Genomic DNA, 24,742 nt, shown 5'->3' with positions numbered 1-24,742 from the left:
ACTGGGTCGCGCTATCGCGTCGCGTGCTCCGGCCGGAGGCCGAGCCCGATGAACCTCCCCATGAGGTGCCGGAGCGCCGGCACGCGCTGCAGCACGCGCAGCGGCAGCGGCACGGGCACGGCGGCGCCAGGCTCGGCGACCCGCACGAGCCCGGTCTCGAGCCGGCGCTGCACCGCTTGCACAGCGCGGGCGGAGGGCTCCCGTCGCCGCTGGATGCGGTGCAGCAGTGCCTCGCTCGGTCGCCCGGTCCGCAGCCCCGGCGCGAGTGCGTTCGCCGCCGCGACCGCATCCTGGATCGCGAGGTTGATGCCGACGCCGCGGAAGTCGCGCAGGAAGTCGCCGTGGCGCTCGAGCACGGCCGTGCGCACGCCCGCGCGGGCGAGCAGCAGGCCGAGCATGAGGCCGGCGGGCCCGCCGCCCACCACGATGCAGTCGTGCGTGCGCTCGGCCATGCAGCCATCATCCGCGCCCGCGCGGCTGGGCGCGAGCGTCGCTTCAGGCGCGCTGCGCCGCGATCCGGCCCAGCACGCCGTTGATGAACGCGCCCGAGCGGTCGGTCGAGAGCTCGTTCGCGAGGTGCACGGCCTCCGAAACCACGACGCTCGCGGGGGCCGTCTCGTGCTCGAGCTCCCACGCGCCGACCCGCAGGATCGCGAGGTCGGTGCGCGGCATCCGGTCGAGCGTCCAGTGCTCGCTCGACGAGGCGATGAGCTCGTCGAGCCCCTCAACCTCGTCGGCGACGCCCGCGACGATCTCGCGCGCGAAGGCGAACCACGGGTGCTTCGCCCAGCCGAGGCGGGCAGCGGTGTCGCGCAGCACCGTCTCGGGCGCCTCGTCGCGCGCCTGCGCGGAGTAGAGCACCTCGACGGCGTGCTTGCGCGCCTTGCGGCGCGAGGGGTAGGTCTCCTGGCCGCTCACGTCAGTTGACGCGGCCGAGGTAGCTGCCGTCGCGCGTGTCGACCTTGATGCGCGTGCCCTGCTCGACGAAGAGCGGCACCTGGATCTCGGCGCCCGTCTCGACCGTCGCCGACTTCGTGCCGGCGCTCGAGCGGTCGCCCTGGAGGCCCGGCTCGGTGTAGGTGATCTCGAGCACGACGGATGCGGGCAGCTCGACCTGCAGCGCCTCGCCCTCGTGCATCGAGATGGTCGCGGTGCCGTTCTCGAGCAGGTACTTCGACGCGTCGCCGACGATGTCGGCGGGGATCGGCAGCTGCTCGTACGTGTCGTTGTCCATGAACACGAAGTCGGTGCCGTCGTTGTAGAGGAACTGGTAGTCGCGGCGGTCGACGGTCGCGAAGTCGATCTTCGTCCCGGCGTTGAAGGTCTTGTCGACGACCTTCTGGCTGCGCGCATTGCGGAGCTTCGTGCGCACGAAGGCGCCGCCCTTGCCCGGCTTGACGTGCTGGAACTCGATGACGCTCCAGAGCTGACCGTCGAGGTTGAGGACCGCGCCGTTCTTGATGTCGTTCGTGGTTGCCATGGGGTTCCGTTCCGTGGTGCGTGCTGGGACCCCCGCGGGGCCGACGAACGAGTCTAGCGGCCGACGATCGCGGCCGCGGCCAGGCGGTAGCCGTCGAGCCCGAAGCCGGCGATGACGCCGGTCGCGACGCCCGAGATGACCGAGGTGTGCCGGAACGCCTCGCGCGCGTGCGGGTTCGAGATGTGCACCTCGACGAGCGGGGCGACGCCCTGCAGCTGCGCGCACGCGTCGCGGAGCGCGTAGGAGTAGTGCGTGAAGGCCGCCGGGTTCAGGATCACCGGGGTGCGCGCATCCACCGCATCGTGGATCCAGCCCACGAGCTCGGCCTCGTCGTCGGTCTGGCGCACGTCGGCCTCGACGCGCTGCTCGAGCGAGCCAGCCGCTTCGACGAGCGGCGCGATGTCGGCGATCGTCGCGGTGCCGTACACCTCTGGCTCGCGAGTGCCGAGCCGGCCGAGGTTCGGGCCGTTGAGGACGAGGATGCGCATGCCCCCATCCTGCCCGACCCGCGCCGCCGCGCGAGCCCGTGAGCGGTCACTTCCGCCCGTGAGCGGTCACTCCCGCGCGCGAGCGGTCACTCCAGGCGGATGCGTGTGGAGATGACCGCTCACAGGCTGAGTTGACCGGTCACGGCCCGAGATGACCGGTCAGAGGCGGAAGTGACCGGTCGGAGGCGGAAGTGACCGGTCAGAGGCGGAAGTGACCGCTCGGAGGCGGGAGTGACCGGTCAGAGGCGGAAGTGACCGCTCGGAGGCGGGAGTGACCGGTCAGTCGGCGAGCGACTGGTAGGCCATGAACAGCAAGCTGTCGTCCGGGCCCTCGAGGATGCGCGGCTTCGCGACGTCGTCGAGCACGACGAAGCGCAGCATCGAGCCGCGCGCCTTCTTGTCCTTGCGCATCGTGCCGAGCAGCGTCTGCCAGCGCCCGACGGGGTACGTCGTCGGCAGCTCGAGCGACTGCAGGATCGCCCGGTGGCGGTCGACGACGCCCTCCGGCAGCCGGCCGGCGAGTCGCGAGAGCTCCGCGGCGAACACGAGGCCGATCGACACCGCGGCGCCGTGGCGCCAGCGGTAGCGCTCGGTGTGCTCGATCGCGTGGCCGAGCGTGTGGCCGTAGTTGAGGAACTCGCGCTCCCCGCGCTCGCGGAAGTCGTTCGCGACGACGCGCGCCTTGACCTCGATCGACCGCGCGACGACCTCCTGGAACTCCGGCGTCGTCGGATCGGTCGCCGCGTCGAACGAGCCCTCGAGCAGCTCGAGGATGCGCGGGTCGGCGATGAAGCCCGTCTTCACGATCTCGGCGAAGCCCGTCAGGAGCTCGTTGCGCGGCAGCGAGTCGACGAGCTCGAGATCGGCGACGACGACCGCGGGGTGGTGGAAGGCGCCGACGAGGTTCTTGCCCTGCTCGGTGTTGATGCCCGTCTTGCCGCCCACGGCCGCGTCGACGATGCCGAGCACGCTCGTGGGCGCCTGCAGCACGCGCACGCCGCGCAGCCACGTCGCGGCGACGAAGCCCGCGAGGTCGGTGACCGCGCCGCCGCCGAGGCCGAGCACCGCATCCGTCCTGGTGAACTCCGCCTGCCCCATGATCTGCCAGAGGAACTGCGCGACCTCGATGCGCTTCGCGGCCTCGGCGTCGGGCACCTCGGCGAGCAGCACCTCGACTCCGTCGAGCTCGGCCTTGAGGTGGTCGGCGACGCGGCTCATCGCCGGCTGGTGCACGACGAGCAGCCGCTGCGCGTCGCCGAGCGAGGCGCGGAGGCGCTCGACGAGCACGCCGCGGCCGACGTGCACCTCGTAGGGGGCATCGGTCTCGACGCGGATCGTGGTCATGGGGGTCTCCTTCGCGGTCACAGCCCGCGCTCGGCGAGCCAGGCCTGCAGCTCGTCGAGCAAGCGGGCCATCGGGGTCCTGGATGTGTCGACGGTGACGTCGGCGAGCGAGCGGTAGAGCGGCTCGCGCTCGGTGGCGATGCGTCGCCACGCGTCGATGCCGTCGGCGACGAGGGGCCGCCCGCCGCCGCCGAGGCGGCGCTCGGCGGCGCGCTCGTCGACGGTCGCGAGCACGACGGTCGCCGAGCGCAGCAGCTCGCGCGACCCCTCGTCGAGCACCGCGCCGCCGCCGAGGGCGACGACCGTGCCCGGCACGAGCGCGCGCTGCACCGCCTCGGCCTCCCAGCGGCGGAACACGGACTCGCCGTGCGTGGCGAAGATCTCGGGGATCGGGCCGTGCTCGAGCACCACGAGGCGATCGGTGTCGGCGAACGTGCGGCCGATGCGGCTCGCGAGCTTGCGGCCGAGCGACGTCTTGCCCGCGGCCATCGGCCCGATGAGGGCGATGGGCGGCCGGTCGCTCGCCTCGTCGCCGGGCCGCGGCCCCGCGCCCGACCCGGCCGCGCCGGCCGTCACGGGAGCGTGCGGAGGCGCTCGGGGATCGCGGCGAGGTACGCCTCGAGGTTCCGCCGGGTCTCGCCGACCGAGTCGCCGCCGAACTTCTCGAGCATCGCGTCGGCGAGCACGAGCGCGACCATCGCCTCCGCGACGACGCCCGATGCGGGCACGGCGCACACGTCGCTGCGCTGGTGGTGCGCTTGCGCGGCCTCGCCGGTCGCGACGTCGATCGTGCGCAGCGCGCGGGGCACGGTCGCGATCGGCTTCATGCCCGCGCGCACGCGCAGCGCGCCGCCGGTCGTCATGCCGCCCTCGATGCCGCCGGCGCGGCCGGTCTCGCGGCGCACGCCCTCCTCGTCGACGAGCAGCTCGTCGTGCGCGACGCTCCCCCGCCGGCGGGTTGTCTCGAAGCCGTCGCCGACCTCGACGCCCTTGATCGCCTGGATGCTCATGAGCGCCTGCGCGAGCCGGCCGTCGAGGCGGCGGTCCCAGTGCACGTAGGAGCCGAGGCCCGGCGGCAGGCCGTAGGCGAGCACCTCGACGATGCCGCCGAGCGTGTCGCCCGAGCGCCGAGCGTCCTCCACCTCGGCGAGCATCGCCGCGCTCGTGGCAGGGTCGTTGCAGCGCAGCTCGTCGGCGTCGAGCCGATCGACGTCGTCGGGCAGCGGGAGCGGCGCGTCGTCGGGCACGCGCACGGGGCCGATCGAGAGCGTGTGGCTCACGAGCCGCACGCCGAGCTCGGCGAGGAACGCGCGCGCGACCGCGCCGAGCGCGACGCGCGCGGCCGTCTCGCGGGCACTCGCGCGCTCGAGCACGGGGCGCGCCTCGTCGAAGCCGTGCTTCTGCATGCCGACGAGGTCGGCGTGGCCTGGCCGAGGGCGCGTGAGCTTCGCGGCGCGGGCGCCCGACAGCTCGCCCTCGAGCGGCGCGGCGCTCATGACCTCCTGCCACTTCGGCCACTCGGTGTTGCCGATGCGCAGCGCGACCGGCCCGCCCTGGCTGAGCCCGTGCCGCACGCCGCCCGAGATCGAGAGCTCGTCCTGCTCGAACTTCATGCGCGCGCCGCGGCCCGCGCCGAGCTTGCGGCGCTGCAGGTCGGCCTGGATGGCCTCCGCCGTCACGGGCACGCCCGCGGGCAGCCCTTCGAGGAGGGCGAGCAGTTCGGGGCCGTGGGATTCCCCGGCGGTGAGCCAGCGCAGCATGCTCACGATTCTTCCAGACCCGTCGCGGCCGCGAGCGCCGACCGCATCGCGGCGGCCACGCGGCCCTCGTCGGGCAGCGGCGCATCGACGTGCCCGATCGTGAAGATCCGCGCCTGCAGCACCGCTTGCCCGAGCAGCATCTCCCGCCCATCGATGAGCGCTCCCGCGGGCACGGCGTCCCGGTAGCGAGACCCGTCGGCACGCGCGTAGTCGGCGTCGAGGAGTCTCGAGGGCGGATGCGCGAAGACCGGCACGACGTCGGCCGCGGCGGGGAGCGTGGAGACCGCCGCGTCGACGGCGGGCAGCGGCGCCTCGAGCGGCTGCAGCACGACCTCGACCCCCAGCCGCTCGCCGAGCGCGACGAGCGCTTCGCCCTTCGCGGGGCTGCGGAGCGCGACGGCGACGCGGGCCGCGCCGAGCTCGGCGAGGGCGACGAGCGCCGAGCCCGCGGTCGCCCCGGCGCCGGCGATCGCGCCGGTCTCGGCACCCTCGAGGCCCGATCCGGCGAAGGCCCGCACGATGCCGCCGACGTCGGTGTTCCAGCCCCGCGGGCGAGTGCCGAGCACGAGCGTGTTCGCGGCGCCCGTCAGTCGCGCGCGCTCGTCGAGCGACCCGGCGAGGCGCGCCGCCTCGAGCTTGAGCGGCGCGGTGACCGAGAGCCCGAGCCATGCGCGATCGAGCACGTCGACGAAGCCCGCGAGCTCGCCCTCGCGCACCGGTCGGCGCTCGTAGCGCCAGTCGAGCCCGAGCTCGCGTGCGGCGGCGCCGTGGAGCACGGGCGAGAGCGAGTGCTCGATCGGCCAGCCGACGACCGCGAGCCGGCGGCTCGCGCCGGGCTCGCCGGTCGTCACGTCAGCCGCCCCAACCGGGGTTGTCGCGCAGGAACTGCTGGAACTGCTGCACCGCGACGTTGTGCTCCGCGAGCGTCTCGGAGAAGACGGTCTCGCCCGTGTCGGGGTTCACGGTGACGAAGTAGAGCCAGTCGCCCTCGGTCGGCGAGAGCGACGCCTGGATCGCGATGTCGCCGGGTGCGCCGATCGGCCCGACGGGCAGGCCCGTCCGCGCGTAGGTGTTGTAGGGGTTGTCGGCGTCGGCGCGCTCGTCGGCGGTCGTCGTGACGACGTGGAGGTTGCCGGTGCCGTAGGCGACGGTCGCATCCGACTGCAGGCGCATGCCGATGTCGAGGCGGTTCTGGAACACGCGGGCGACGCGGCCGAAGTCGTCGGGCAGCCGCGCCTCGCGCTGCACGAGCGACGCGAAGGTCAGCACGCGCTGGCGGTCGGCCTCGGCGACGCCGGCGGCGTCGAGCGCCTGCACCTGCCGCGCGATCATCGCCCGCAGCACGCCCTCGGCCGTGACGCCCTCATCGAACGTGTAGGTCGCGGGGAAGAGCCAGCCCTCGAGCGTGACGGCGTCGGCAGGCAGGTCGAAGCGGCCGAGGTCGCTCTCGAGCTGCAGGAACTCGGCCTGCGGGATGCCGAGGTCGCGCTCGAGCCGCTCGTACACCTGCGGGAGCGTGAAGCCCTCGGGCACGGTGACGCGCAGCTCGGCCTTGTTGGCCGGGTCGCGGATCGCGTCGAGCGCGCCCTGCGCCGACATCTCGAGCTGGACGCGGTAGGCGCCGGGGTGGAGCTGGATCGACGGGTCGGCGATCAGGATGTCGGTGAACGCCTCGGTGCTCGCGATGACGCCCTGCTCGAAGAGCGTCTCGGCGACGGCGTAGCCGTTGTCGCCCTGCTGCACCTGCACGACGACCTCGCCCGTGCCGGGCCCGGCGAAGTCCTCGGGGCCGCTGAAGCGGTCCGCGAGCCGCGGGACCACGAGCGCGACCGCGACCACGATGCCGATGACGGCCACGAGCGCGATGCTCCAGCCGATGATGCGGCGGCGGTTGCGCGCCTGTCGCGCGCGAGCTCGTCGTCCTGCCATGTCAGTCCTCCGTGGCGGCAGCGCCGCCGTCGTCGAGCAGCTCGCCGGGCGCTCGCCCGGCCGCCCGCTCGCTGTCGAGTGCGTGCTGCAGGATCACGACCGCCGCAGCCTGGTCGATGCTCGCGCGCTGCTGGCGCGACGAGCGGCCCGCGGCGCGCATGGCCGCGGATGCCGTGACGGTCGAGAGCCGCTCGTCGACGAGCCGCACCGGGATCGTCGCCGCGAGGGCCGCGGCGATGTCGCGCGCGTCCTGCGTGCTCGGGGTCTCGCCGCCCGAGAGCGAGATCGGCAGGCCGACCACCGCCTCGATCGCGCCGAGCTCGACCGCGATCGAGGCGATGCGCGCGACGACGTCGACGTCGGCGCGCTGGATCGTCTCGACGGGCGTCGCGAGGAGCCCGTCGGGATCGCAGCGGGCGACGCCGACGCGGGCGCGGCCCACGTCGACGCCGATGCGGATGCCGCGTCGCACGGTCGTCGGGCCGCTCAGCGGCCGAGCCCCTCGCGCACGGCCTCGAGCGCGCGCGGCATCGCGCTCGCGTCCTGCCCACCGCCCTGCGCCATGTCGGGCTTGCCGCCGCCGCCGCCGCCGAGCACCGCCGCTGCCGCCTTGGCGAGCGGACCCGCTGCGGCGCCGCCGCGGCGCGCCGCATCGTTCGTCGCGACGACGATCGCGGGCTTGCCGTCGACCGCGCCGCCGATCGCGACGACCGCGGGCTCGGCGCCCAGGCGCTCGCGCACCTGGCCTGCGAGCGAGCGGAGGTCGTCCTGCGAGCCGACGGTGCCGAGGTCGACGGCGGCGAGCAGCACGTCGCCCACGCGGGTCGCGGCCTCGGCGATCGGCTGCACGCGCGACGCGAGCTGCTTCGACTCGAACTCGGCGATGCGCTTCTCGGCCGCCTTGAGCGAGAGCACGAGCTCCTCGATGCGGCCGGGCAGCTGCTCGCGCGGGGTCTTGAGCATGCCCGTGAGCTCGCTCACGAGCGTGCGCTCCGCGACGAGCTGGCGGAACGCATCCGCCCCCACCGCCGCCTCCACGCGACGGCTCGTCGAGCCGACGCTCGCCTCGCTCGTGATCGAGATGAGGCCGATCTGGCTCGACGCGTCGACGTGCGTGCCGCCGCACAGCTCGCGCGACCACGGTCCGCCGATGTCGACCATGCGCACGGTGTCGCCGTACTTCTCGCCGAAGAGGGCCATCGCGCCGAGCGCCTTCGCCTCGTCGAGCGGCATGAGCCGCGTCTCGACCGGCAGGTCGTCGCGGATCGCCGAGTTCGCGATGCCCTCGAGCTCCTGCCGCATGTCGTGCGAGAGCGCGCTCGACCACGAGAAGTCGAGCCGCATGTAGCCCGCCTTGTTGTAGGAGCCCGACTGGGCCGCGTCGGGGCCGAGCAGCTGGCGGAGCGCCGCGTGCACGACGTGCGTCGCGGAGTGCGCCTGGTTCGCACCGCGCCGGTAGCGCTCATCGACGACCGCGCGCGCGACGTCGCCGACCGCGATCTCGCCGGAGGTGACCCGCACCATGTGGCTCGTGAGGCCCGCGACCGGGCGCTGCACGTCGAGCACGTCGGCCTCGAAGCCCGCGCCGATGAGCCGGCCCTGGTCGCTGTCCTGCCCGCCCGCCTCGGCGTAGAGCGACGTCGCGGTCAGCACGACCTCGACCTCCTCGCCCACGCCCGCCGACTGCGCTGAGGCGCCATCGGCGATGATGCCGATGACCTCGCCGTCGGCCTCGAGCTCGTCGTAGCCGAGGAACGCGGTCTCGCCCTTCGCGCGCAGGTCGGCGTAGACCGAGAGGTCGGCGAGCTGCCGACGGCGCGACTTCGCGTCGGCCTTCGCGCGCGTGCGCTGCTCGCTCATGAGCGTCTCGAACGTCGAGCGGTCGACCTCGAGGCCCGCCTCCTCGGCGATCTCCATCGTCAGGTCGATCGGGAAGCCGTACGTGTCGTGCAGCAGGAACGCCGTCTTGCCGGGCACGACGTGCCCCGCGTCGGAGCGCACACCCTCGATCGCGAGGTCGAGCACCGTCGAGCCCGACTCGAGCGTCTTGAGGAACGTCTCCTCCTCGGCGATCGCCATCCGCTCGATGCGGCCGAACGACTGCTGGAGCTCAGGGTAGGCGGTCGACATCGCGTCGAAGCTCGCGCGGAAGAGGGTCGGGAAGGTCGCCTCGTGCACGCCGAGCAGCCGCATCGAGCGGATCGAGCGGCGCATCAGGCGGCGGAGGATGTAGCCGCGGCCGTCGTTGCCCGGCGTCACGCCGTCGCCCATGAGCATGAGGGACGAGCGCACGTGATCGGCGACCACGCGCATCCGCACGTCGTCCTCGCCGTCGGCGCCGTAGCGCCGGCCCGAGAGCTCGCTCGCGAGGTCGAGCACCGGGCGCACCTGGTCGATCTCGTACATGTTCTGCACGCCCTGCTTGAGGAACGCGACGCGCTCGAGGCCCATGCCGGTGTCGATGTTCTTGCGGGGCAGCTCGCGCACGATCGTGAACTCGGTCTTCGAGCGCACGTCGGCGATCTCGTCCTGCATGAAGACGAGGTTCCAGATCTCGACGTAGCGATCGCTGCCGGTCGCGGGGCCGCCGTCGGGGCCGTGCTCGGGGCCGAGGTCGAAGAAGATCTCCGAGTCGGGGCCTGCGGGACCGGGCTGGCCGGTCATCCAGTAGTTGTCCTCGAGCCCGAGGCGCTGGATGCGCGCCGGGTCGATGTCGGTCGACTCGATCCAGAGCCGCTCGGCCTCGTCGTCGGTCTCGAAGACCGTGACCCACAGGTCGGACGGGCTGAAGCCGTAGCCGCCGTCGGCCTCGGAGCCCGTGAGCAGCTCCCATGCCCAGACGATCGCCTCGCGCTTGAAGTAGTCGCCGAACGACCAGTTGCCCGCCATCTGGAAGAAGGTGCCGTGCCGCGGCGTGCGGCCGACCTCCTCGATGTCGTTCGTGCGGATGCACTTCTGCACGTCCGCGACGCGCGGCCACGGCGCGGGCACGCGGCCCGAGAGGTACGGGATGAACGGCACCATGCCGGCGATCGTGAACATGATCGCCGGATCGTCGCTCACGAGCGGCGCCGAGGGCACGATCTGGTGGTCGCGGCGCTCGAAGTGCTCGAGGAAGCGGCGGTGGATCTCTGCGGTCTGCATTCGGTCAGGTCTCTCCAGCCCCAGCGGGGCATGACGAGCCCGGGCGCTCGGCGCCCGGGCTCGGATCGGATCTCGTCACTCGCCTCGCAGCTCGCGGTCGCGAGCCTGGTAGCCGTCCTTGACGGCGTCCGTGAACTCGCGGCCCCGGGCGTCGACGTTGTCGAGGAACGCCTTGCCCTTCTCGGTCTCCTCGATGCGGCGCGCGGCGAAGACGCCGATGACGACGCCGATGGCCAGGAACAGGAGCTTCTTCACAGCGGGTCCCCCTCGGGTGTCTGGGTGCGCCCGACGCCGGTCGCGGCCGGGGCGCAGTCAGTCTAACGACGAGAGGGGCCGCCTTCCGGCGACCCCTCTCGATGCACCGCTTCGATCAGCGAGCGGCGTAGTACTCGACGACGAGCTGGACCTCGGCCACGACGGGGACCTCGGCGCGCGCAGGGCGGCGCACGAGGCGCGCCTGCAGGCGGTCGAGCTGCACGTCGAGGTACGGGGGCACCGGGGGCAGCACGCCGGCGTGGCCGCCGGCGGCGGCGACCTGGAAGGGCTCCATGCCCTCGCTGCGCTCGTGCACGTGGATGAGCTGGCCCGGCTTCACGCGGAACGACGGGCGGTCGACGCGCTGGCCGTCGACCATGATGTGGCGGTGCACGACGAGCTGGCGAGCCTGCGAGATGGTGCGGGCGAAGCCGGCGCGCAGCACGAGCGCGTCGAGGCGCATCTCGAGCAGCTCGACGAGGTTCTCACCCGTCAGGCCGGCCTGGCGGCGCGCCTCGTTGAACGTCGTGCGCAGCTGCGCCTCGCGGATGCCGTACTGGGCGCGCAGGCGCTGCTTCTCGCGGAGGCGGACGGCGTAGTCGCTGTCAGCCTTGCGCTTGGTGCGGCCGTGCTGGCCGGGGCCGTAGGGGCGCTTCTCGAGGTAGCGCGCGGCCTTCGGGGTGAGGGCGACGCCGAGGGCGCGCGAGAGGCGCACCTTCGAACGGGTACGGGACTTCGTGGACATGACTTCCTTCGCTGATTCGCTGCCGCGCGAGCGGCTGTCTCGGCCGAGTGCCGGGACCTAAGGAGGGTTGCGGGTCCGGATGCGTCGGCATGGCTGCCGTTGGACCGTCGTCCAGACTACCAGATCAGCGCTCGCCGGCGAGGATCCGCCGGATCCGCTCGAGGCGCGCGGCGACGTCGCGCTCGAAGCCGTGCGCGCCGGGCTCGTAGTAGCGCACGCCCACCAGGGGGTCGGGCAGGTGCTGCTGCGTCGCGACGCCGTGCGGCGCATCGTGGGCGTAGCGGTAGCCCTTGCCGTGGCCGAGCCGCTTGGCGCCGGGGTAGTGCGCGTCGCGCAAGTGGGTGGGCACGCGGCCGAAGTCGCCGCGGCGCACGTCGGCGATCGCGCGGTCGATGCCGAGGTAGGAGCGGTTCGACTTCGGGGCGGTCGCGAGGTAGACGGTCGCCTCGGCGAGCGGGATGCGGCCCTCGGGCATGCCGATGAGCTGCACGGCCTGCGCGGCGGCGGCGGCGATGACGAGCCCCTGGGGATCGGCCATCCCGATGTCCTCGCTCGCGAGCACGATGATGCGGCGAGCGATGAAGCGCGGATCCTCCCCCGCCTCGATCATGCGCGCGAGGTAGTGGAGCGCCGCGTCCGGGTCGGAGCCGCGCACCGACTTGATGAACGCGGAGATGACGTCGTAGTGCTCGTCGCCCTGCCGGTCGTAGCGCAGCAGCGCGCGGTCGACCGCGCTCGCGAGCGCTTCGGCCGTCACGGTGACCGGCGCATCCGCCTCATCGCCGTCCTCGTCGTCGCCCGCCGACTCGGTCGCGGCCGCCTCGAGCGCGTGCGCGCCCGCGGCCTCGAGCGCCGTGAGCGCGCGCCGCGCGTCGCCCGACGAGAGCCGCACGAGCTGCGCGCGAGCGTCGTCGTCGAGCTGGATGCGTCCGTCGAAGCCGCGCGGATCGGCGATCGCCCGCTCGACCAGCAGGGTGATGTCGTCGTCGTCGAGCGGCTCGAGCGTCAGCAGCAGCGAGCGCGACAGCAGCGGGCTGATGACGCTGAACGACGGGTTCTCGGTCGTCGCCGCGATGAGCGTGACCCAGCCCTGCTCGACCCCGGGCAGCAGCGCGTCCTGCTGCGCCTTCGTGAAGCGGTGGATCTCGTCGAGGAAGAGCACCGTCGAGCGCTGGTAGAGGTCGCGGTCGCTCAGCGCCGCCTCCATCACCTGCCGCACGTCCTTCACGCCCGCGGTCACGGCGCTCAGCTCGACGAAGCGGCGGTCGGACGAGTGCGCGATCGACTGCGCGAGCGTCGTCTTGCCGGTGCCGGGCGGCCCCCACAGGATGACGCTCTGCCCGCTCGCGGCGCCGCCGGCGGCGGTCTGGCTCGACGCTGCGAGGCGCCGCAGCGGCGAGCCCGGGCCGAGCAGGTGGCGCTGGCCGACGACCTCGTCGAGGCTCGTCGGGCGCATGCGCACCGCGAGCGGCGCAGTCGTCCCCATGGCCATGCCTCCACCCTAGGCGCGGCCACCCACGACGGCCCGTCCCGGCGGGCGCCGCGCCGCGCAGGCGGTAGCCTGAACGCCGCATCGCGCGGGCGCGCGGAGCGGGAGGAGAGCCGAGTGGTCACGAAGCAGGAGCAGGAGCGCCGGGTGCGCGACTACCGCGCGCGGCAGACGGTGCACGAGCGCCGCAAGCGCCGGCAGCGTCGCGACTCCCTGATCGGCGGCGGCCTCGCGCTCGCCGTCCTGCTCGGCGGGGCGGCGCTCATCGGGCTGCAGCAGCCGGCCGATCCGGCGGATCCGGCCGACACGGCGGCACCGGCGGCGAGCGACCCGGCTGCCGAGTCGCTCGTGCCCGATCCCTCGCTCGCCGAAGGCCGGGCCTGGAACGGCTCGATGACGATCAACGGCGTCGAGCTCGAGGTCGAGCTCGACGGCGCGGCTGCGCCGCAGGCCGTCTCGGCGGTGCTGTTCGATGCGCAGCGCGACTACTACGACGGCTCGACGTGCCACCGCCTCACGACGAGCGAGGGCTTCTCGGTGCTCCAGTGCGGCTCGGCGGACGGCCAGGGCGGCGGCGATCCGTCGTTCATGTACGGCCCGATCGAGAACGCGCCCGCCGACGACATGTACGCCGAGGGCACGATCGCCATGGCTCGCCAGGGCAACAACGCCGACTCGAACGGCCACCAGTTCTTCATCGTCTACGGCGACACGATGATCCCCTCCGACAGCGCCGGCGGCTACTCCGTCATCGGCCGCGTCACCTCGGGGCTCGACGCGCTCCGCGACGAGGTCATCGCGAAGGGCACGCAGGGCGACGTGCCCGACGGCCCGCCCGCCGAGCCGGTGACGATCGACGACTTCACGCTCGAGTAGCCGCCGTCGCGCATCGCGGTACGCTCGATGCGCCCCTCCCCTCGTCTGAGAGATCCCGTCATGACCGACTCCACCCAGCCCACCGACTCCGCCCCGGCGGAGGAGACCGCCCTCACCGAGGAGAGCGCCGTCGCGGAGCAGCCGACCGCTGCCCCCGAGCCGCTCGACGACGCGCAGCCCGAGGTCGAGGCGAGCGCCGCCGAGATGGCCGCGGCCGCCGACGCCGCGACCGGGATCCCGGTCGAGCAGGCTGTCGCCGAGCTGTCGGCCGACGAGGCGCCGGTCGAGCAGGCTGTCGCCGAGCTGTCGGCCGACGAGGCGCCGGTCGAGTCCGCGCCCGCTCCCGAGCAGCCGGCAGCGGCAGCCCAGCCCGCCGACGCCGGGGGGCCCGCGCAGGCAGCGCAGCCCGCCGAGGCAGCCCAGCCCGCCGAGGCGGAGCAGCCTGCCGCCGAGGCGGAGCAGCCCGCGGCCGAGACCGAGCAGCAGATGGGCGAGCCCGTCGTCGAGCGGGGACTCGGCCGCGTCGACGCGACCGGCACCGTCGCGGTGCAGGAGGGCGAGCGCTGGCGCGTCGTCGGCCAGTTCCCCGACGTCGAGGCCACCGAGGCGCTCGCCTACTTCGAGCGCAAGTTCGCCGACCTCGAGGGCCAGGTTCGCCTGCTCGAGCAGCGCATCCGCGGCGGTGCGAGCGCGCGCGACGTCGCGAAGGCGGCCTCCCACCTCCACAGCACGGTGCAGGACGCGAACGCCGTCGGCGACATCGCCTCGCTCCTGACTCGGCTCGACGCCCTGCGCGGCGAGCTCGGCGAGCTCGAGGCGCAGCAGCAGGCCGCGAGCCGCGCCGAGGTCGAGGCCGCGCTCGCCGAGCGCACGACGGTCGTCGAGTCGATCGAGCGGCTCGCGAGCGGCGACCTCGAGAACGTGCAGTGGAAGCAGACGATGCAGCGGGTCGACGCGCTCTTCGCCGACTGGCAGCGCCTGCAGAAGGACGGCCCGCGCCTGTCGAAGAGCCAGGCGGACGCGCTCTGGAAGCGCTTCCGCGACGCTCGCGCGACGCTCGAGTCGGCGCGCCGCAAGTTCTTCGCGGAGCTCGACGCCTCCCACAAGGACGTGCGCGCCCGCAAGCAGGCGCTCGTCGAGCAGGCGCAGGCGCTCGCGCCGAAGGGCTCCGATGGCATCCCCGCCTACCGCTCGCTCCTCGACCAGTGGAAGGCCGCCGGCCGCGCGGGCCGCAAGGTCGACGACGCCCTGTGGGCGCAGTTCAAGGAGGCGGGCGACGTGCTCTTCTCGGCGAAGGCCGAGCAGGCCGCGATCGACGACGAGCAGTACGCCGGCAACCTCACCGCGAAGCGCGCGCTGCTCGACGAGGCCGCGCCCATCCTCGAGATGAAGGACCGCGCGAAGGCCCGCGAGGCGCTGCTCAGCATCCAGCGACGCTGGGACGAGATCGGCCGCGTGCCGCGCGAGGCGCTGCGCGAGGTCGAGGACCGCATGCGCAAGATCGAGACGCACGTGCGCGAGCTCGACGAGCGGCACTGGAACGCCTCCAACCCCGAGCGGAAGGCGCGCTCCGAGGGCCTCGCCGGGCAGCTCGAGGAGGCGATCGAGAAGCTCGAGGCCGAGATCGCCGAGACGAGCGACGCGTCGCGGAAGGCCGAGCTCGAGGCCGAGCTGCAGACGAAGCGCTCGTGGCTCGAGGTCGTCGCCGCCGCCGGCTGAGCCGATGACGGAGAGGGCCGGGATCGCGAGATCCCGGCCCTCCGTCGTCCCCGCCCGCGGCAGCCGGCTCAGGCCTGTCCGAAGGCGGCGTCGAAGCGCGCCGCCGAGGGGTCGAGGTCGAAGCGCCGCAGCGCCGCGAGCGCCTCGGGAGCGCCCTGCAGCCTGTCCATCCCGGCGTCCTCCCACTCGATCGAGATGGGCCCGTCGTAGCCGATCGCGGTGAGCGTGCGGAACGCGTCGCCCCACGGCACGTCGCCGCGCCCCGCCGAGACGAAGTCCCAGCCGCGCCGCGGGTGCCCCCACGGGAGGTGCGACGAGAGGATGCCGTTGCGCCCATCCCCCATCCGCATCCTCGTGTCCTTGCAGTCGACGTGGTAGATCCGGTCGGCGAAGTCCGTCAGGAACGCGACCGGGTCGATCCCCTGCCACAGCATGTGGCTCGGGTCCCAGTTGAGGCCGAAGGATGCGCGGTGCCCGATCGCCTCGAGCGTGCGCACCGTCGACCAGTGGTCGTACGCGATCTCGCTCGGGTGCACCTCGTGCGCGAAGCGCACGCCGCACTCCTCGAAGACGTCGAGGATGGGGTGCCAGCGCTCGGCGAAGTCCTGGTAGCCGCGCTCGATGACGGCGTCGGGCACGGGCGGGAACTGCGCGACGTACTGCCAGATCGACGAGCCGGTGAACCCGACGACGGTCTGCACGCCGAGCGCGCGCGCCATCCGCGCGGTGTCCATGAGCTCGGCGGCGGCGCGCTGACGCACCCCCTCGGGGTCGCCGTCGCCCCACACGCGCGGGCGCACGATCGCCTCGTGGCGGAAGTCGATCGGGTCGTCGCACACCGCTTGCCCGTGCAGGTGGTTCGAGATCGCCCACACCCCGAGCCCGTTGCGCTCGAGGATCTCGCGGCGGCCCGCGACGTAGTCGGCGTCGTCCCAGCGGGAGGCGTCGAGGTGGTCGCCCCAGCAGGCGATCTCGAGCCCGTCGAAGCCCCACGAGCCCGCGAGCCGCGCGACCTCCTCGAACGGCAGGTCGGCCCACTGGCCGGTGAACAGGGTGAAGGGTCGCGTCATCGCGTCGTCTCCGCTCGGTCGTCGTGGCCCTGGTCGGTCTCGCTCAGGTCGATCCTCGCACCGCCCGCCGCGTCGCTGCGCCCGACGGCGTCGAGCACGCGCTGCACCGCGAGGCCGTCGGCGAACGACGGCTCGGGCGGAGCGCCCGCGGCGATCGCCCGCAGCAGGTCGGCCGCTTGCGCCGTGAAGGTGCTGTCCCAGCCGAGCACGTGCCCGGGCGGCCACCACCCCTCGAGCAGCGGGTGGTGCGCCTCGGTCACCAGCACGCGCGCGGGCCAGCCGTCGCGGCCCGAGGTGACCGTGAGCTCGTTGAGCCGCTCGAGGTCGAGCAGCGCCCACGCCGCGTCGTCGACGCTCACGCGCTCGGGGCCGGATGGGCCCGGCCGCTCGGGCTGGAACGTGCGCGCGCTCGGCGAGCAGCGCACCGCGTGGCCCGAGACCGACGACTTCGTGCTCGTGAAGGTCGCGACGGGCATCGGTGCGGGCATCATCTCGGGCGGCCGGCTCCAGCGCGGCGCGAAGGGCACGGCGGGCGACCTCGCGCACGTGCGCGTGCCGGGCTCGAGCGCGCCGTGCCGCTGAGGCAACGAGGGCTGCCTCATCGAGCACGCCCTCTCGCCCGAGGTGCTCGACGCCGAGACCCGCGCGATGGCGTGAGCGCGCTCAGCCGGTCGTGATGCGGTAGACGTCGTAGACGCCGTCGATGCGGCGGACGGCGTTCAGCACGCTGTCGAGGTGCGTGACGTCGCCCATCTCGAACGCGAAGCGGCTGATGGCGAGGGCGTCGCTGCCGGTGTGCACGCTCGCCGAGAGGATGTTGACGTGGTGCTCGCTCAGCACGCGCGTGATGTCGCTCAGCAGGCCAGAGCGATCGAGCGCCTCGACCTGCGTGTTCACGAGGAACAGGCCCTTCGAGGCAGCGGCCCACTCGACCTCGATCATGCGCTCGGGCTCCTGCAGCAGCCCCTGCACGTTCGGGCACGAGCGCTGGTGCACGCTCACCCCCTGACCGCGCGTGACGAAGCCGACGATGTCGTCGCCCGGCACCGGGGCGCAGCACTTCGAGAGCTTCACGAGGATGTCGTCGGCGCCGCGCACGAGCACGCCGGAGGCGCTCGACGCGGGTCGCGGCGCGCGCGTGGGGAGCATCGGGACGGGCTGGTCGTCCTCGTCGGCCGACTCCTCCGCCCGCACCGCCGCGACGACCTTCTCGAGCACCGACTGGGTCGAGACCTGGCCCTCGCCGACGGCCGCGTAGAGACCCGTGACGTCGTCGTACTTGAGCTGCGCGGCAACTTGCGCGAACGCATCCCGCCCCATGAGCTTCTGCAGCGGCAGGTCGTGGCGGCGCATCGCCTTCGCGATCGCCTCCTTGCCGACCTCGACCGCCTCGTCGCGCCGCTCGCGCTGGAACCACTGGCGGATCTTGCTGCGCGCGCGCTGCGAGGTGACGAAGCCCTGCCAGTCCTGGCTCGGACCCGCGTCGGGGCTCTTCGACGTGAGCACCTCGACGACGTCGCCGGTCGCGAGCTTCGTGTCGAGCGGCACGAGCCGGCCGTTGACCTTCGATCCCATCGTGCGGTGGCCGACCTCGGTGTGCACGGCGTAGGCGAAGTCGACGGGTGTCGCGCCCGCCGGCAGGCCGATGACCTTGCCCTTCGGCGTGAAGACGTAGAGCTCCTTCGCGCCGATCTCGAAGCGCAGCGACTCGAGGAACTCGCCGGGATCGGTCGTCTCCTCCTGCCAGTCGTTGATGTGCTGCAGCCACGCCATGTCGGTCGGCGACATCGCGCCGCCGCCCTGCTTGTACTTCCAGTGCGCCGCGACGCCGTATTCGGCGCGGCGGTGCATCTCCTCGGTGCGGATCTGGATCTCGACGTGGTGGCCGCGCGGGCCGATGACCGTCGTGTGGAGCGATTGGTAGAGGTTGAACTTCGGGGTCGCGATGTAGTCCTTCAGCCGCCCCGGCATGGGCTGCCAGCGCGCGTGGATCGCGCCGAGCACCGCGTAGCAGTCGCGCACGGTCGGCACGATGACGCGCACGCCCACGAGATCGTAGATGTCGGCGAAGTCGTGCCCGCGCAGTCGCATCTTGTTGTAGATCGAGTAGTACTGCTTCGGCCGTCCCGCGATGCGACCGCGGATCTTCTGGGCCCGCATGTCCTCCGTGAGGCCGGCGACGACCTCGTCGAGGTAGCGCTCGCGCTCGGGCGCGCGCGCCTCGACGAGGTTCTTGATCTCGAGGTAGACCTTCGGCTGCAGCACCGCGAACGAGAGGTCCTCGAGCTCGACCTTGATCGTCTGGATGCCGAGCCGGTGCGCGAGCGGCGCGTAGATCTCGATCGTCTCGCGCGCCTTCCGCTGCGCCGACTCGTCCGAGACGAAGCCCCACGTGCGCGCGTTGTGGAGGCGGTCGGCGAGCTTGATGACGAGCACGCGGATGTCCTTCGACATCGCGACGACCATCTTGCGCACGGTCTCAGCCTGCGCCGACTCGCCGTACTTCAGCTTGTCGAGCTTCGTGACGCCGTCGACGAGCATCGCGATCTCGTCGCCGAAGTCGGCGCGGCACTGCTCGAGCGTGTAGGTCGTGTCCTCGACCGTGTCGTGCAGGAGCGCGGCGGCGACGGTGATCGCGCCGATCCCGAGGTCGGCGAGGATCTGCGCGACCGCGACGGGGTGCGTGATGTAGGGCTCGCCCGACTTGCGGTACTGCCCCCGGTGCGCCTCCTCGGCGACGATGTACGCGCGCTGGATGAGGCCCGTGTCGGCCTTCGGGTGCTGCGCCTTGACCGTGCGGATGAGCTCGTCGACGGCGCCCGCGCGGTGCGAGCGCGAGAAGAGGAAGGGCAGGAGCGTGCGGAAGCCGCCCGAGGACTGCTGGGTGTCGCTCATCGCCCTTCCCCCTCCCTGCTAGACGACCGCCCCGCGCTCGCTCGCCGCGGGCTTGGCCTTCGCCTCGGCGATCGTGTCGCCCTGCCGCAGCTGCGCGTAGACGGGAGCGGCGACGAAGATCGACGACCAGGTGCCGACGATCGTGCCGATGAAGAGCGCGAGCGAGATGTCGCGCAGCGTGCCGGCGCCCAGCAGCAGCGCGCCGATGAAGAGCACCGACGCGATCGGCAGGGTCGCGACGATCGAGGTGTTGATCGATCGCACGATCGTCTGGTTGACCGCGAGGTTGATGTTGTCGAGCAGCCCGCCGCTCGTGCCGGGCGCGGTGTTCTCGCGCACCTTGTCGAACACGACGACCGTGTCGTAGAGCGAGTAGCCGAGGATCGTCAGGAAGCCGATCACGGCGGCCGGCGTCACCTCGAAGCCGACGATGCCGTAGACGCCCGCGGTCACGAGCAGGTCGAACGCGAGCGAGGCGAGCGCCGCGACGGCCATCTTCCAGGTGCGGAAGTAGACGGCGAGCACGATCGAGACGAGCACGAGGAAGACGACGAGCGCGCGGAGCGCCTGCTGCGAGACGTCGGCGCCCCACGACGGGCCGATGAAGGAGAACGCGACCTCGCCGCTCTCGACCCCGTAGAGGTCGGCGAGCGCTGCGCGCATCTCGGCCGCCTGCTCCTCGGTCACGGCGTCGGTCTGCACCCGCACGGTGTCGGAGCCGAGCGTGACGGCGCGCGCCTCGGCCTCGGGCGCGACCGACTCGACGGCCTCGGCGGCCCCCTCGGCGGACGCCGACGAGAGCCCCGTGACGCGGAACTCGCTGCCGCCGGTGAACTCGATGCCGAAGACGAAGCCGCCGCGGATCACGGTGCCGAGCGCGAGCAGGATGAGCACGCCGACGGCGACGGCCATCCAGAGCTTGCGCTTGCCGACGACCGGGAGCGATCGCTCGCCCGTGTAGAGCTCGTTGCCGATCGTGGTGAGCGAAGCCATCAGTCCTCCTTGGCCGTCGCGTCGGCCATGGCGGCCTTCCGCTCGGCGATCGTCTGGCGGCGCTGCGCCTCACCGGCCGAGCGCACGCCCTTGCCGGCGGCCACGGGCTCGCGGAACTTCGCGCGGCCGCGGTAGACGGCGCCGAGCGCTTGCGGGTCGAGGCCCGAGAGCCGGTGCCCCTGCGAGAAGAAGCGCGTGCGCGAGAGCAGTCGCAGCAGCGGATGCGTGAACAGCGCGACGACCACGATGTCGATGAACGTCGTGATGCCGAGCGTGTAGGCGAACCCGCGCACGTTGCCGACCGAGAGCAGGAACAGGATCACGGCGGCGAGGAAGCTCACCGCATCCGAGACGAGGATCGTCCGGAACGCGCGCTTCCAGCCCGTCTCGAGCGCGCTCGAGAGGTGCTTGCCCTCGCGCAGCTCGTCTCGGATGCGCTCGAAGTACACGATGAACGAGTCGGCGGTGATGCCGATCGAGATCACGAGTCCCGCGATGCCCGCGAGCGAGAGCCGGTAGCCCTCGGTGCTCGAGAGGAACGTCACGACGAGGTAGGTGAGCACCGCCGCGATCGCGAGCGAGAGCACGACCACGAGCCCGAGCGCGCGGTACTGGAAGACCGAGTAGACGACGACGAGCACGAGGCCGATGAGGCCAGCGAGCAGGCCCGCGCGCAGCTGGTCGGCGCCGAGCGTCGCCGAGATCGTCTCGTTCGACTGCACCTGGAAGCCGATCGGCAGCGCGCCGAAGCGCAGCTGATCGGCGAGGCTCTGCGCCGCCTCCTGCGTGAAGTTGCCGAAGATCTGCGCGTTGCCGTCGGTGATGATGACGTTCGACGTGATCGGCATGAGCACGGTCTGGTCGAGCACGACCGCGAACTGGTTCTGCGGCTCGGGCAGGTTCGTGATGCCGCGCGTCGTGGCCTCGAAGCCGGCGGGGCCCTCGCCGTCGAGCTCGAGGTTCACGGCCCAGCCGCCTGTCGCCTGGCCCTGCGAGTTGGTCGCCGGGGCCACTTGCGCGTCGGCGATGTCGGCGCCCTCGACCGTCACCGGTCCGAGGATGAAGCGCGCGGTGCCGTCGGTCGAGCACGTGATGAAGGGCTCATCGGCGGGCGCGACCGTCGTCGTGTCGACGTCGGCGCACTGGAACGCCTCGAACTCGGAGAACAGCTCCGGCGTGATCCATGCCTGGTCCCACGCGGTCTCGGGCGTCACGGTCGGTTCGCTCGGCGCGGGGGTCTCGGCGGGCGCGGGCGTCGCGCCGGGCGCGTTCGCGGGCGCGGAGGCGAGCACCGGGCGGAACTCCATCTTGGCGCTCGCCTGGATCCGCTGCATCGTGGCGGCGTCGGGCTCGCCCGGGAGGGCGACGACGATGTTGCGGCCGCCCTGGGTGGTGATCTCGGCCTCGGAGACACCCGAGGCGTCGACGCGCTGGCGGATGATCGCCACGGCCTGGTCGAGCTGCTCCTGCGAGACGGACGCGCCCTCGGCGACGACGGGCTCGAGCACGATCTGCGTGCCGCCCTCGAGATCGAGCGCGAGCTCCGGGGTCCAGGAGCCGCCGCCCCACTGCACGGCGCCGAAGTTGACGCCGATGAGGCCCGCGATGAGCACCACGAGCCAGATGAGGGCGCGCGCCCCCTTCGATCGAGCCTTCGCCACTGATCAGGCGCGGTCGCGCGGCTCGCCGGCGTCGCCGGCGTCCTCGATCGAGCTGTCGGAGGCCTCCTCGACGTGGTCGTCGACCACGCGGGCGAGCGTCTGGCGGTGCACGCGCACGATCGTGCCGGGCGAGATCTCGATGAACGCCTCGTTGCGCTCCTCGTCGATCGAGCGCAGCTCGCCGAACAGGCCGAAGTTCGTCATGACCTCGGAGCCGGGCACCATCTTCGACTGGAGCTCCTCAGCCTGCGCCTTGCGCTTCTTGTTGCTCCGGAACATGAAGAAGATCATCGCCGCGAGGACGAGGAGCATGATGATGGTGAGCGGGTCGAGGGCAAACCCGGTCTGGGCGGCGGGCGTCGTCTGCAGGAACAGCATCGTCGTGAAGGGACCTCTCGGGGTGGTTCGCCGGGCGCGGCTCCGCGCTCGACCAAGGGCCCATCATACCCCGTCGAGCGTCGCGTCCAGGTGCTGGGCGCCCGCGTGCCGCATGCCTGCGGGCGTCGCGACGCGGCCGCGCGGGGTGCGGCCGATGAGGCCCTCGCGCACGAGGAAGGGCTCGACGACCGACTCGATCGTGTCCGTCTCCTCCCCGATCGCCGCCGCGAGGGTCGAGAGCCCGACGGGCCCGCCACGGAAGCGGTGCGCGATCGCGTGCAGCACGGCGCGGTCGATGCGGTCGAGCCCGGCCTCGTCGACGTCGTAGAGCTCGAGCGCCGCCCGCACGCCGTCGAGGTCGCTCGAGCCGGCGTGCACGAGCAGCCAGTCGCGCACGCGCCGCAGGAGCCGGTTGGCGATGCGCGGCGTGCCGCGCGAGCGGCGCGCGAGCTCGGCGAGCGCGGCGCGCTCGATCTCGAGGTCGAGCAGCCGCGCCGAGCGGGCGAGCACGCGCTCGAGGTCGTCGGGCTCGTAGAACTCGAGGTGGGCGGTGAACCCGAAGCGGTCGCGGAGCGGCGCGGGCAGCATGCCCGAGCGCGTCGTCGCCCCGACGAGCGTGAACGGCGCGAGCTCGAGCGGGATCGAGGCCGCGCCGGCGCCCTTGCCGACCATGATGTCGATGCGGAAGTCCTCCATCGCGAGGTACAGCATCTCCTCGGCGGAGCGCGCCATGCGGTGGATCTCGTCGACGAAGAGCACCTCGCCGGGCACGAGCGCCGAGAGCACCGCCGCGAGGTCGCCGGCGTGCTGGATGGCGGGGCCCGACGAGTAGCGGATGGGCCGGCCGGTCTCGGCGCCGATGATCGTCGCGAGGGTCGTCTTGCCGAGCCCGGGAGGGCCGGCGAGCAGGATGTGGTCGGGCGTGCGCTCCTGCAGCCGAGCGGCCTGCAGCAGCACCTCGAGCTGCCCGCGCACCTTGGGCTGGCCGACGAACTCGGCGAGGCTCGTCGGGCGCAGCGCGCCCTCGAAGGCGAGCTCGTCCGGCGTCGCGGCGGGATCGGTGAGCGGATCGGTCACGGCCGCGCTCCCGGTCCGAGGATCGCGAGCGAGGCGCGCAGCAGCGAGCCGGTCGACGCGGCGGCCTCGGGCGCCGCGACCGCCGCGCGCTCGATCGCGTCGGCAGCGGTGCGCTCGGGCCATCCGAGCCCCGTGAGCGCCGTGAGCACGTCCGCCCGCGCATCCGCCCCGGGCGCGACCGGCTGCGGCGCGGCCGGCGCCGCGAGCTTGCCCGTGAGCTGCAGGATGATGAGCTTCGCCGTCTTCGGACCGATGCCGCTCACGGCCTTGAACGCCTTCTCGTCCTCCGCCTCGACGGCTCGCGCGAGCTCGTCGGGAGAGAGGTGCGCGAGCACGCCGAGCGCCGACTTCGGCCCGACGCCCGAGACGGCGATGAGCAGCTCGAACGCCTCGAGCTCCGCCTCGGTCTCGAAGCCGTAGAGCGAGAGCTCGTCGTCGCGCACGACGAGGTGCGTGCGGAGCGACACCGCCGCGCCGACGCGCGCGGCGAGCGACGCCTGCGGAGTGACCGCGACTGCGAGGCCGACGCCGCCGACCCCGACGACGAGGCGCTGGCCGCGCGCGGCGAGCACCGTGCCGTCGAGGGAGGAGATCACCCGATCAGCCTATGCCGGGCCGCTCGCGCGGCACCGTCGGCCGCGCCGTGCGCTGATAGCCTTGCACCGCCCGTTGCCGGTCCCGACCCGAGAGATCCCATGCGCTACATCCTGTTCCTGCTGCTCATGATCGTCATGATCGGGTCGTTCGTGCTCATGGGCTCCTCGGCGCAGTTCGTGGGCTTCGAGGGCATCGTCTTCACCGTCGGCCTGCTGGCCTTCTGCCTCGTCGTGCTCATCGCCGTCGAGATCGGCCGTCGGGGCCTGCGCCAGCGCTAGCGACGAGCGCGCGCCTCGGCAGCGGCCCACGCGCGCTGCGCCGGCGTCGCCGAGCCGCTCGGCATCCCGCTCGCAGGCACGCGCGTGCGCCAGCCCTCCGCGATCGCGATCGCGAGCGCATCCGCCGCGTCCGCCGGCTTCGGGGCGGCGTCGAGCCGCAGCAGCCGGCGCACCATCTCCCCCACCTGACGCTTGTCGGCCGCGCCGTAGCCCGTGACGGAGGCCTTCACCTCGGTCGGCGTGAGCAGCGAGATGGGGATGCCGCGCTCGGCGGCCGCGCGGAGCACGACGCCCGAGATCTGCGCGACGCCCATGACGCTGCGGAGGTTCGCCTGCGCGAACACCCGCTCGAGCGCGATCGCATCGGGGCGGTGCTCCTCGATCGCCGCCTCGACGCCGCGCGCGATGCGCAGCAGCCGCTGCTCGATCGCCTCGTCGGCGCTCGAGCGCACGACCTCGACGTGCACGAGCGTCGGCGTGCGCCGCTCGACGTCGACGACGCCCACGCCGCAGCGCGTCAGGCCGGGATCGACCCCGAGCACGCGCACGGCGCCGGGGCGCACGC

Annotated in this window: 25 protein-coding genes and 2 pseudogenes; 4 read left to right on the top strand and 23 right to left on the bottom strand. The window is 73.0% G+C overall.

Annotated elements, in window-relative coordinates:
* Positions 1–314: 314 nt before the first annotated feature.
* The 14 genes and pseudogenes from JSQ78_RS14095 to JSQ78_RS02130 all read right to left on the bottom strand — a co-directional run.
* A pseudogene (locus JSQ78_RS14095) lies at positions 315–452 on the bottom strand (FAD-dependent monooxygenase); the annotation flags it as partial.
* Positions 453–495: 43 nt separating this feature from the next.
* Positions 496–918, bottom strand: a complete 423-nt coding sequence (nusB, locus tag JSQ78_RS02190; protein WP_211449058.1) for a transcription antitermination factor NusB — start codon at positions 916–918, stop codon at positions 496–498.
* Between the two features lies 1 nt (position 919).
* Complete coding sequence (gene efp / locus JSQ78_RS02185) at positions 920–1,480, bottom strand: elongation factor P (protein ID WP_211449056.1); 561 nt, start codon at positions 1,478–1,480, stop codon at positions 920–922.
* A 53-nt stretch (positions 1,481–1,533) separates the two neighbouring features.
* Positions 1,534–1,968: a type II 3-dehydroquinate dehydratase gene (gene aroQ / locus JSQ78_RS02180; protein WP_211449054.1), complete on the bottom strand. Its 435-nt coding sequence runs from the start codon at positions 1,966–1,968 to the stop codon at positions 1,534–1,536.
* Between the two features lie 279 nt (positions 1,969–2,247).
* Positions 2,248–3,312, bottom strand: a complete 1,065-nt coding sequence (gene aroB, locus JSQ78_RS02175; RefSeq protein ID WP_211449052.1) for a 3-dehydroquinate synthase — start codon at positions 3,310–3,312, stop codon at positions 2,248–2,250.
* 17 nt (positions 3,313–3,329) lie between these two features.
* The gene (locus JSQ78_RS02170; protein ID WP_249295823.1) at positions 3,330–3,887 is read right to left on the bottom strand and encodes a shikimate kinase; all 558 of its coding nucleotides are present in this window, start codon (positions 3,885–3,887) and stop codon (positions 3,330–3,332) included.
* Positions 3,884–5,071 (bottom strand): chorismate synthase, encoded by a 1,188-nt coding sequence (gene aroC / locus JSQ78_RS02165; RefSeq protein ID WP_211449050.1) that lies wholly within the window; start codon positions 5,069–5,071, stop codon positions 3,884–3,886. The genes JSQ78_RS02170 and aroC overlap by 4 nt, the downstream gene beginning before the upstream one ends.
* A 2-nt stretch (positions 5,072–5,073) precedes the next feature.
* Positions 5,074–5,922: a shikimate dehydrogenase family protein gene (locus tag JSQ78_RS02160; RefSeq protein WP_211449048.1), complete on the bottom strand. Its 849-nt coding sequence runs from the start codon at positions 5,920–5,922 to the stop codon at positions 5,074–5,076.
* A gap of 1 nt (position 5,923) precedes the next feature.
* Positions 5,924–7,000, bottom strand: coding sequence for an endolytic transglycosylase MltG (mltG, locus tag JSQ78_RS02155; RefSeq protein ID WP_211449046.1), 1,077 nt, complete (start codon positions 6,998–7,000; stop codon positions 5,924–5,926).
* Position 7,001: 1 nt separating this feature from the next.
* Positions 7,002–7,472, bottom strand: a complete 471-nt coding sequence (ruvX, locus tag JSQ78_RS02150; RefSeq protein ID WP_211449044.1) for a Holliday junction resolvase RuvX — start codon at positions 7,470–7,472, stop codon at positions 7,002–7,004.
* 14 nt (positions 7,473–7,486) lie between these two features.
* Entirely contained in the window at positions 7,487–10,144 is a 2,658-nt protein-coding gene (alaS, locus tag JSQ78_RS02145) for an alanine--tRNA ligase (protein ID WP_211449042.1), read from the bottom strand.
* Positions 10,145–10,219: 75 nt separating this feature from the next.
* Positions 10,220–10,399 carry a hypothetical protein gene (locus tag JSQ78_RS02140; RefSeq protein ID WP_211449040.1) on the bottom strand — a complete coding sequence of 60 codons (180 nt, stop codon included), beginning with the start codon at positions 10,397–10,399 and terminating at the stop codon, positions 10,220–10,222.
* A 115-nt stretch (positions 10,400–10,514) separates the two neighbouring features.
* A complete protein-coding gene (gene rpsD, locus JSQ78_RS02135; protein WP_031223133.1) occupies positions 10,515–11,144 on the bottom strand; it encodes a 30S ribosomal protein S4 in 630 nt (209 codons plus the stop codon).
* A 124-nt stretch (positions 11,145–11,268) separates the two neighbouring features.
* Positions 11,269–12,636, bottom strand: coding sequence for a replication-associated recombination protein A (locus JSQ78_RS02130; protein ID WP_211449038.1), 1,368 nt, complete (start codon positions 12,634–12,636; stop codon positions 11,269–11,271).
* Positions 12,637–12,750: 114 nt separating this feature from the next.
* Here JSQ78_RS02130 and JSQ78_RS02125 point away from each other — a divergent pair, with 114 nt between their 5' ends.
* The gene (locus JSQ78_RS02125) at positions 12,751–13,509 is read left to right on the top strand and encodes a peptidylprolyl isomerase (RefSeq protein WP_211449036.1); all 759 of its coding nucleotides are present in this window, start codon (positions 12,751–12,753) and stop codon (positions 13,507–13,509) included.
* A gap of 60 nt (positions 13,510–13,569) precedes the next feature.
* Positions 13,570–15,228 carry a DUF349 domain-containing protein gene (locus tag JSQ78_RS02120; RefSeq protein WP_249295821.1) on the top strand — a complete coding sequence of 553 codons (1,659 nt, stop codon included), beginning with the start codon at positions 13,570–13,572 and terminating at the stop codon, positions 15,226–15,228.
* Between the two features lie 68 nt (positions 15,229–15,296).
* On the opposite strand, the gene JSQ78_RS02115 is transcribed toward JSQ78_RS02120, so the two are convergent.
* Together JSQ78_RS02115 and JSQ78_RS13785 are read right to left on the bottom strand one after the other, a co-directional pair.
* Positions 15,297–16,298: a sugar phosphate isomerase/epimerase family protein gene (locus JSQ78_RS02115; protein ID WP_211449034.1), complete on the bottom strand. Its 1,002-nt coding sequence runs from the start codon at positions 16,296–16,298 to the stop codon at positions 15,297–15,299.
* Positions 16,295–16,657: a hypothetical protein gene (locus JSQ78_RS13785; RefSeq protein WP_349305128.1), complete on the bottom strand. Its 363-nt coding sequence runs from the start codon at positions 16,655–16,657 to the stop codon at positions 16,295–16,297. Before JSQ78_RS13785 ends, JSQ78_RS02115 begins: the two co-directional genes overlap by 4 nt.
* A gap of 37 nt (positions 16,658–16,694) precedes the next feature.
* Here JSQ78_RS13785 and JSQ78_RS13780 point away from each other — a divergent pair.
* Positions 16,695–16,877: pseudogene (locus JSQ78_RS13780) on the top strand (ROK family protein); the annotation flags it as partial.
* A gap of 84 nt (positions 16,878–16,961) precedes the next feature.
* On the opposite strand, the gene JSQ78_RS02105 reads toward JSQ78_RS13780, so the two are convergent.
* From JSQ78_RS02105 to ruvA, 6 genes are all read right to left on the bottom strand, one after another.
* Positions 16,962–19,193 carry a RelA/SpoT family protein gene (locus JSQ78_RS02105; RefSeq protein ID WP_211449030.1) on the bottom strand — a complete coding sequence of 744 codons (2,232 nt, stop codon included), beginning with the start codon at positions 19,191–19,193 and terminating at the stop codon, positions 16,962–16,964.
* 18 nt (positions 19,194–19,211) lie between these two features.
* Positions 19,212–20,186: a protein translocase subunit SecF gene (gene secF, locus JSQ78_RS02100; RefSeq protein ID WP_026373739.1), complete on the bottom strand. Its 975-nt coding sequence runs from the start codon at positions 20,184–20,186 to the stop codon at positions 19,212–19,214.
* Positions 20,186–21,847 (bottom strand): protein translocase subunit SecD, encoded by a 1,662-nt coding sequence (gene secD / locus JSQ78_RS02095; RefSeq protein ID WP_211449028.1) that lies wholly within the window; start codon positions 21,845–21,847, stop codon positions 20,186–20,188. The genes secF and secD overlap by 1 nt, the downstream gene beginning before the upstream one ends.
* Positions 21,848–21,850: 3 nt before the next feature.
* Positions 21,851–22,225: a preprotein translocase subunit YajC gene (locus JSQ78_RS02090; protein WP_249295820.1), complete on the bottom strand. Its 375-nt coding sequence runs from the start codon at positions 22,223–22,225 to the stop codon at positions 21,851–21,853.
* Between the two features lie 63 nt (positions 22,226–22,288).
* Entirely contained in the window at positions 22,289–23,302 is a 1,014-nt protein-coding gene (gene ruvB / locus JSQ78_RS02085) for a Holliday junction branch migration DNA helicase RuvB (RefSeq protein WP_249295819.1), read from the bottom strand.
* On the bottom strand, positions 23,299–23,898 hold the full coding sequence (gene ruvA / locus JSQ78_RS02080) for a Holliday junction branch migration protein RuvA (protein ID WP_249295818.1): 600 nt from the start codon (positions 23,896–23,898) through the stop codon (positions 23,299–23,301). The genes ruvB and ruvA overlap by 4 nt, the downstream gene beginning before the upstream one ends.
* Positions 23,899–23,997: 99 nt before the next feature.
* On the opposite strand from ruvA, the gene JSQ78_RS02075 reads away from it, so the two are divergent.
* On the top strand, positions 23,998–24,177 hold the full coding sequence (locus JSQ78_RS02075; RefSeq protein ID WP_211449025.1) for a hypothetical protein: 180 nt from the start codon (positions 23,998–24,000) through the stop codon (positions 24,175–24,177).
* Here the strand turns inward: JSQ78_RS02075 and ruvC are convergent.
* Complete coding sequence (gene ruvC, locus JSQ78_RS02070; RefSeq protein WP_249295817.1) at positions 24,174–24,740, bottom strand: crossover junction endodeoxyribonuclease RuvC; 567 nt, start codon at positions 24,738–24,740, stop codon at positions 24,174–24,176. The two genes, JSQ78_RS02075 and ruvC, sit on opposite strands and share 4 nt — an antisense overlap.
* Positions 24,741–24,742 lie beyond the last annotated feature (2 nt).

Source organism: Agrococcus sp. Marseille-Q4369, from assembly GCF_018308945.1.
Taxonomy (GTDB): domain Bacteria; phylum Actinomycetota; class Actinomycetes; order Actinomycetales; family Microbacteriaceae; genus Agrococcus.
Note: the sequence above shows the minus strand (reverse complement) of the source record. Positions and strands in the feature narration are given on the sequence as shown.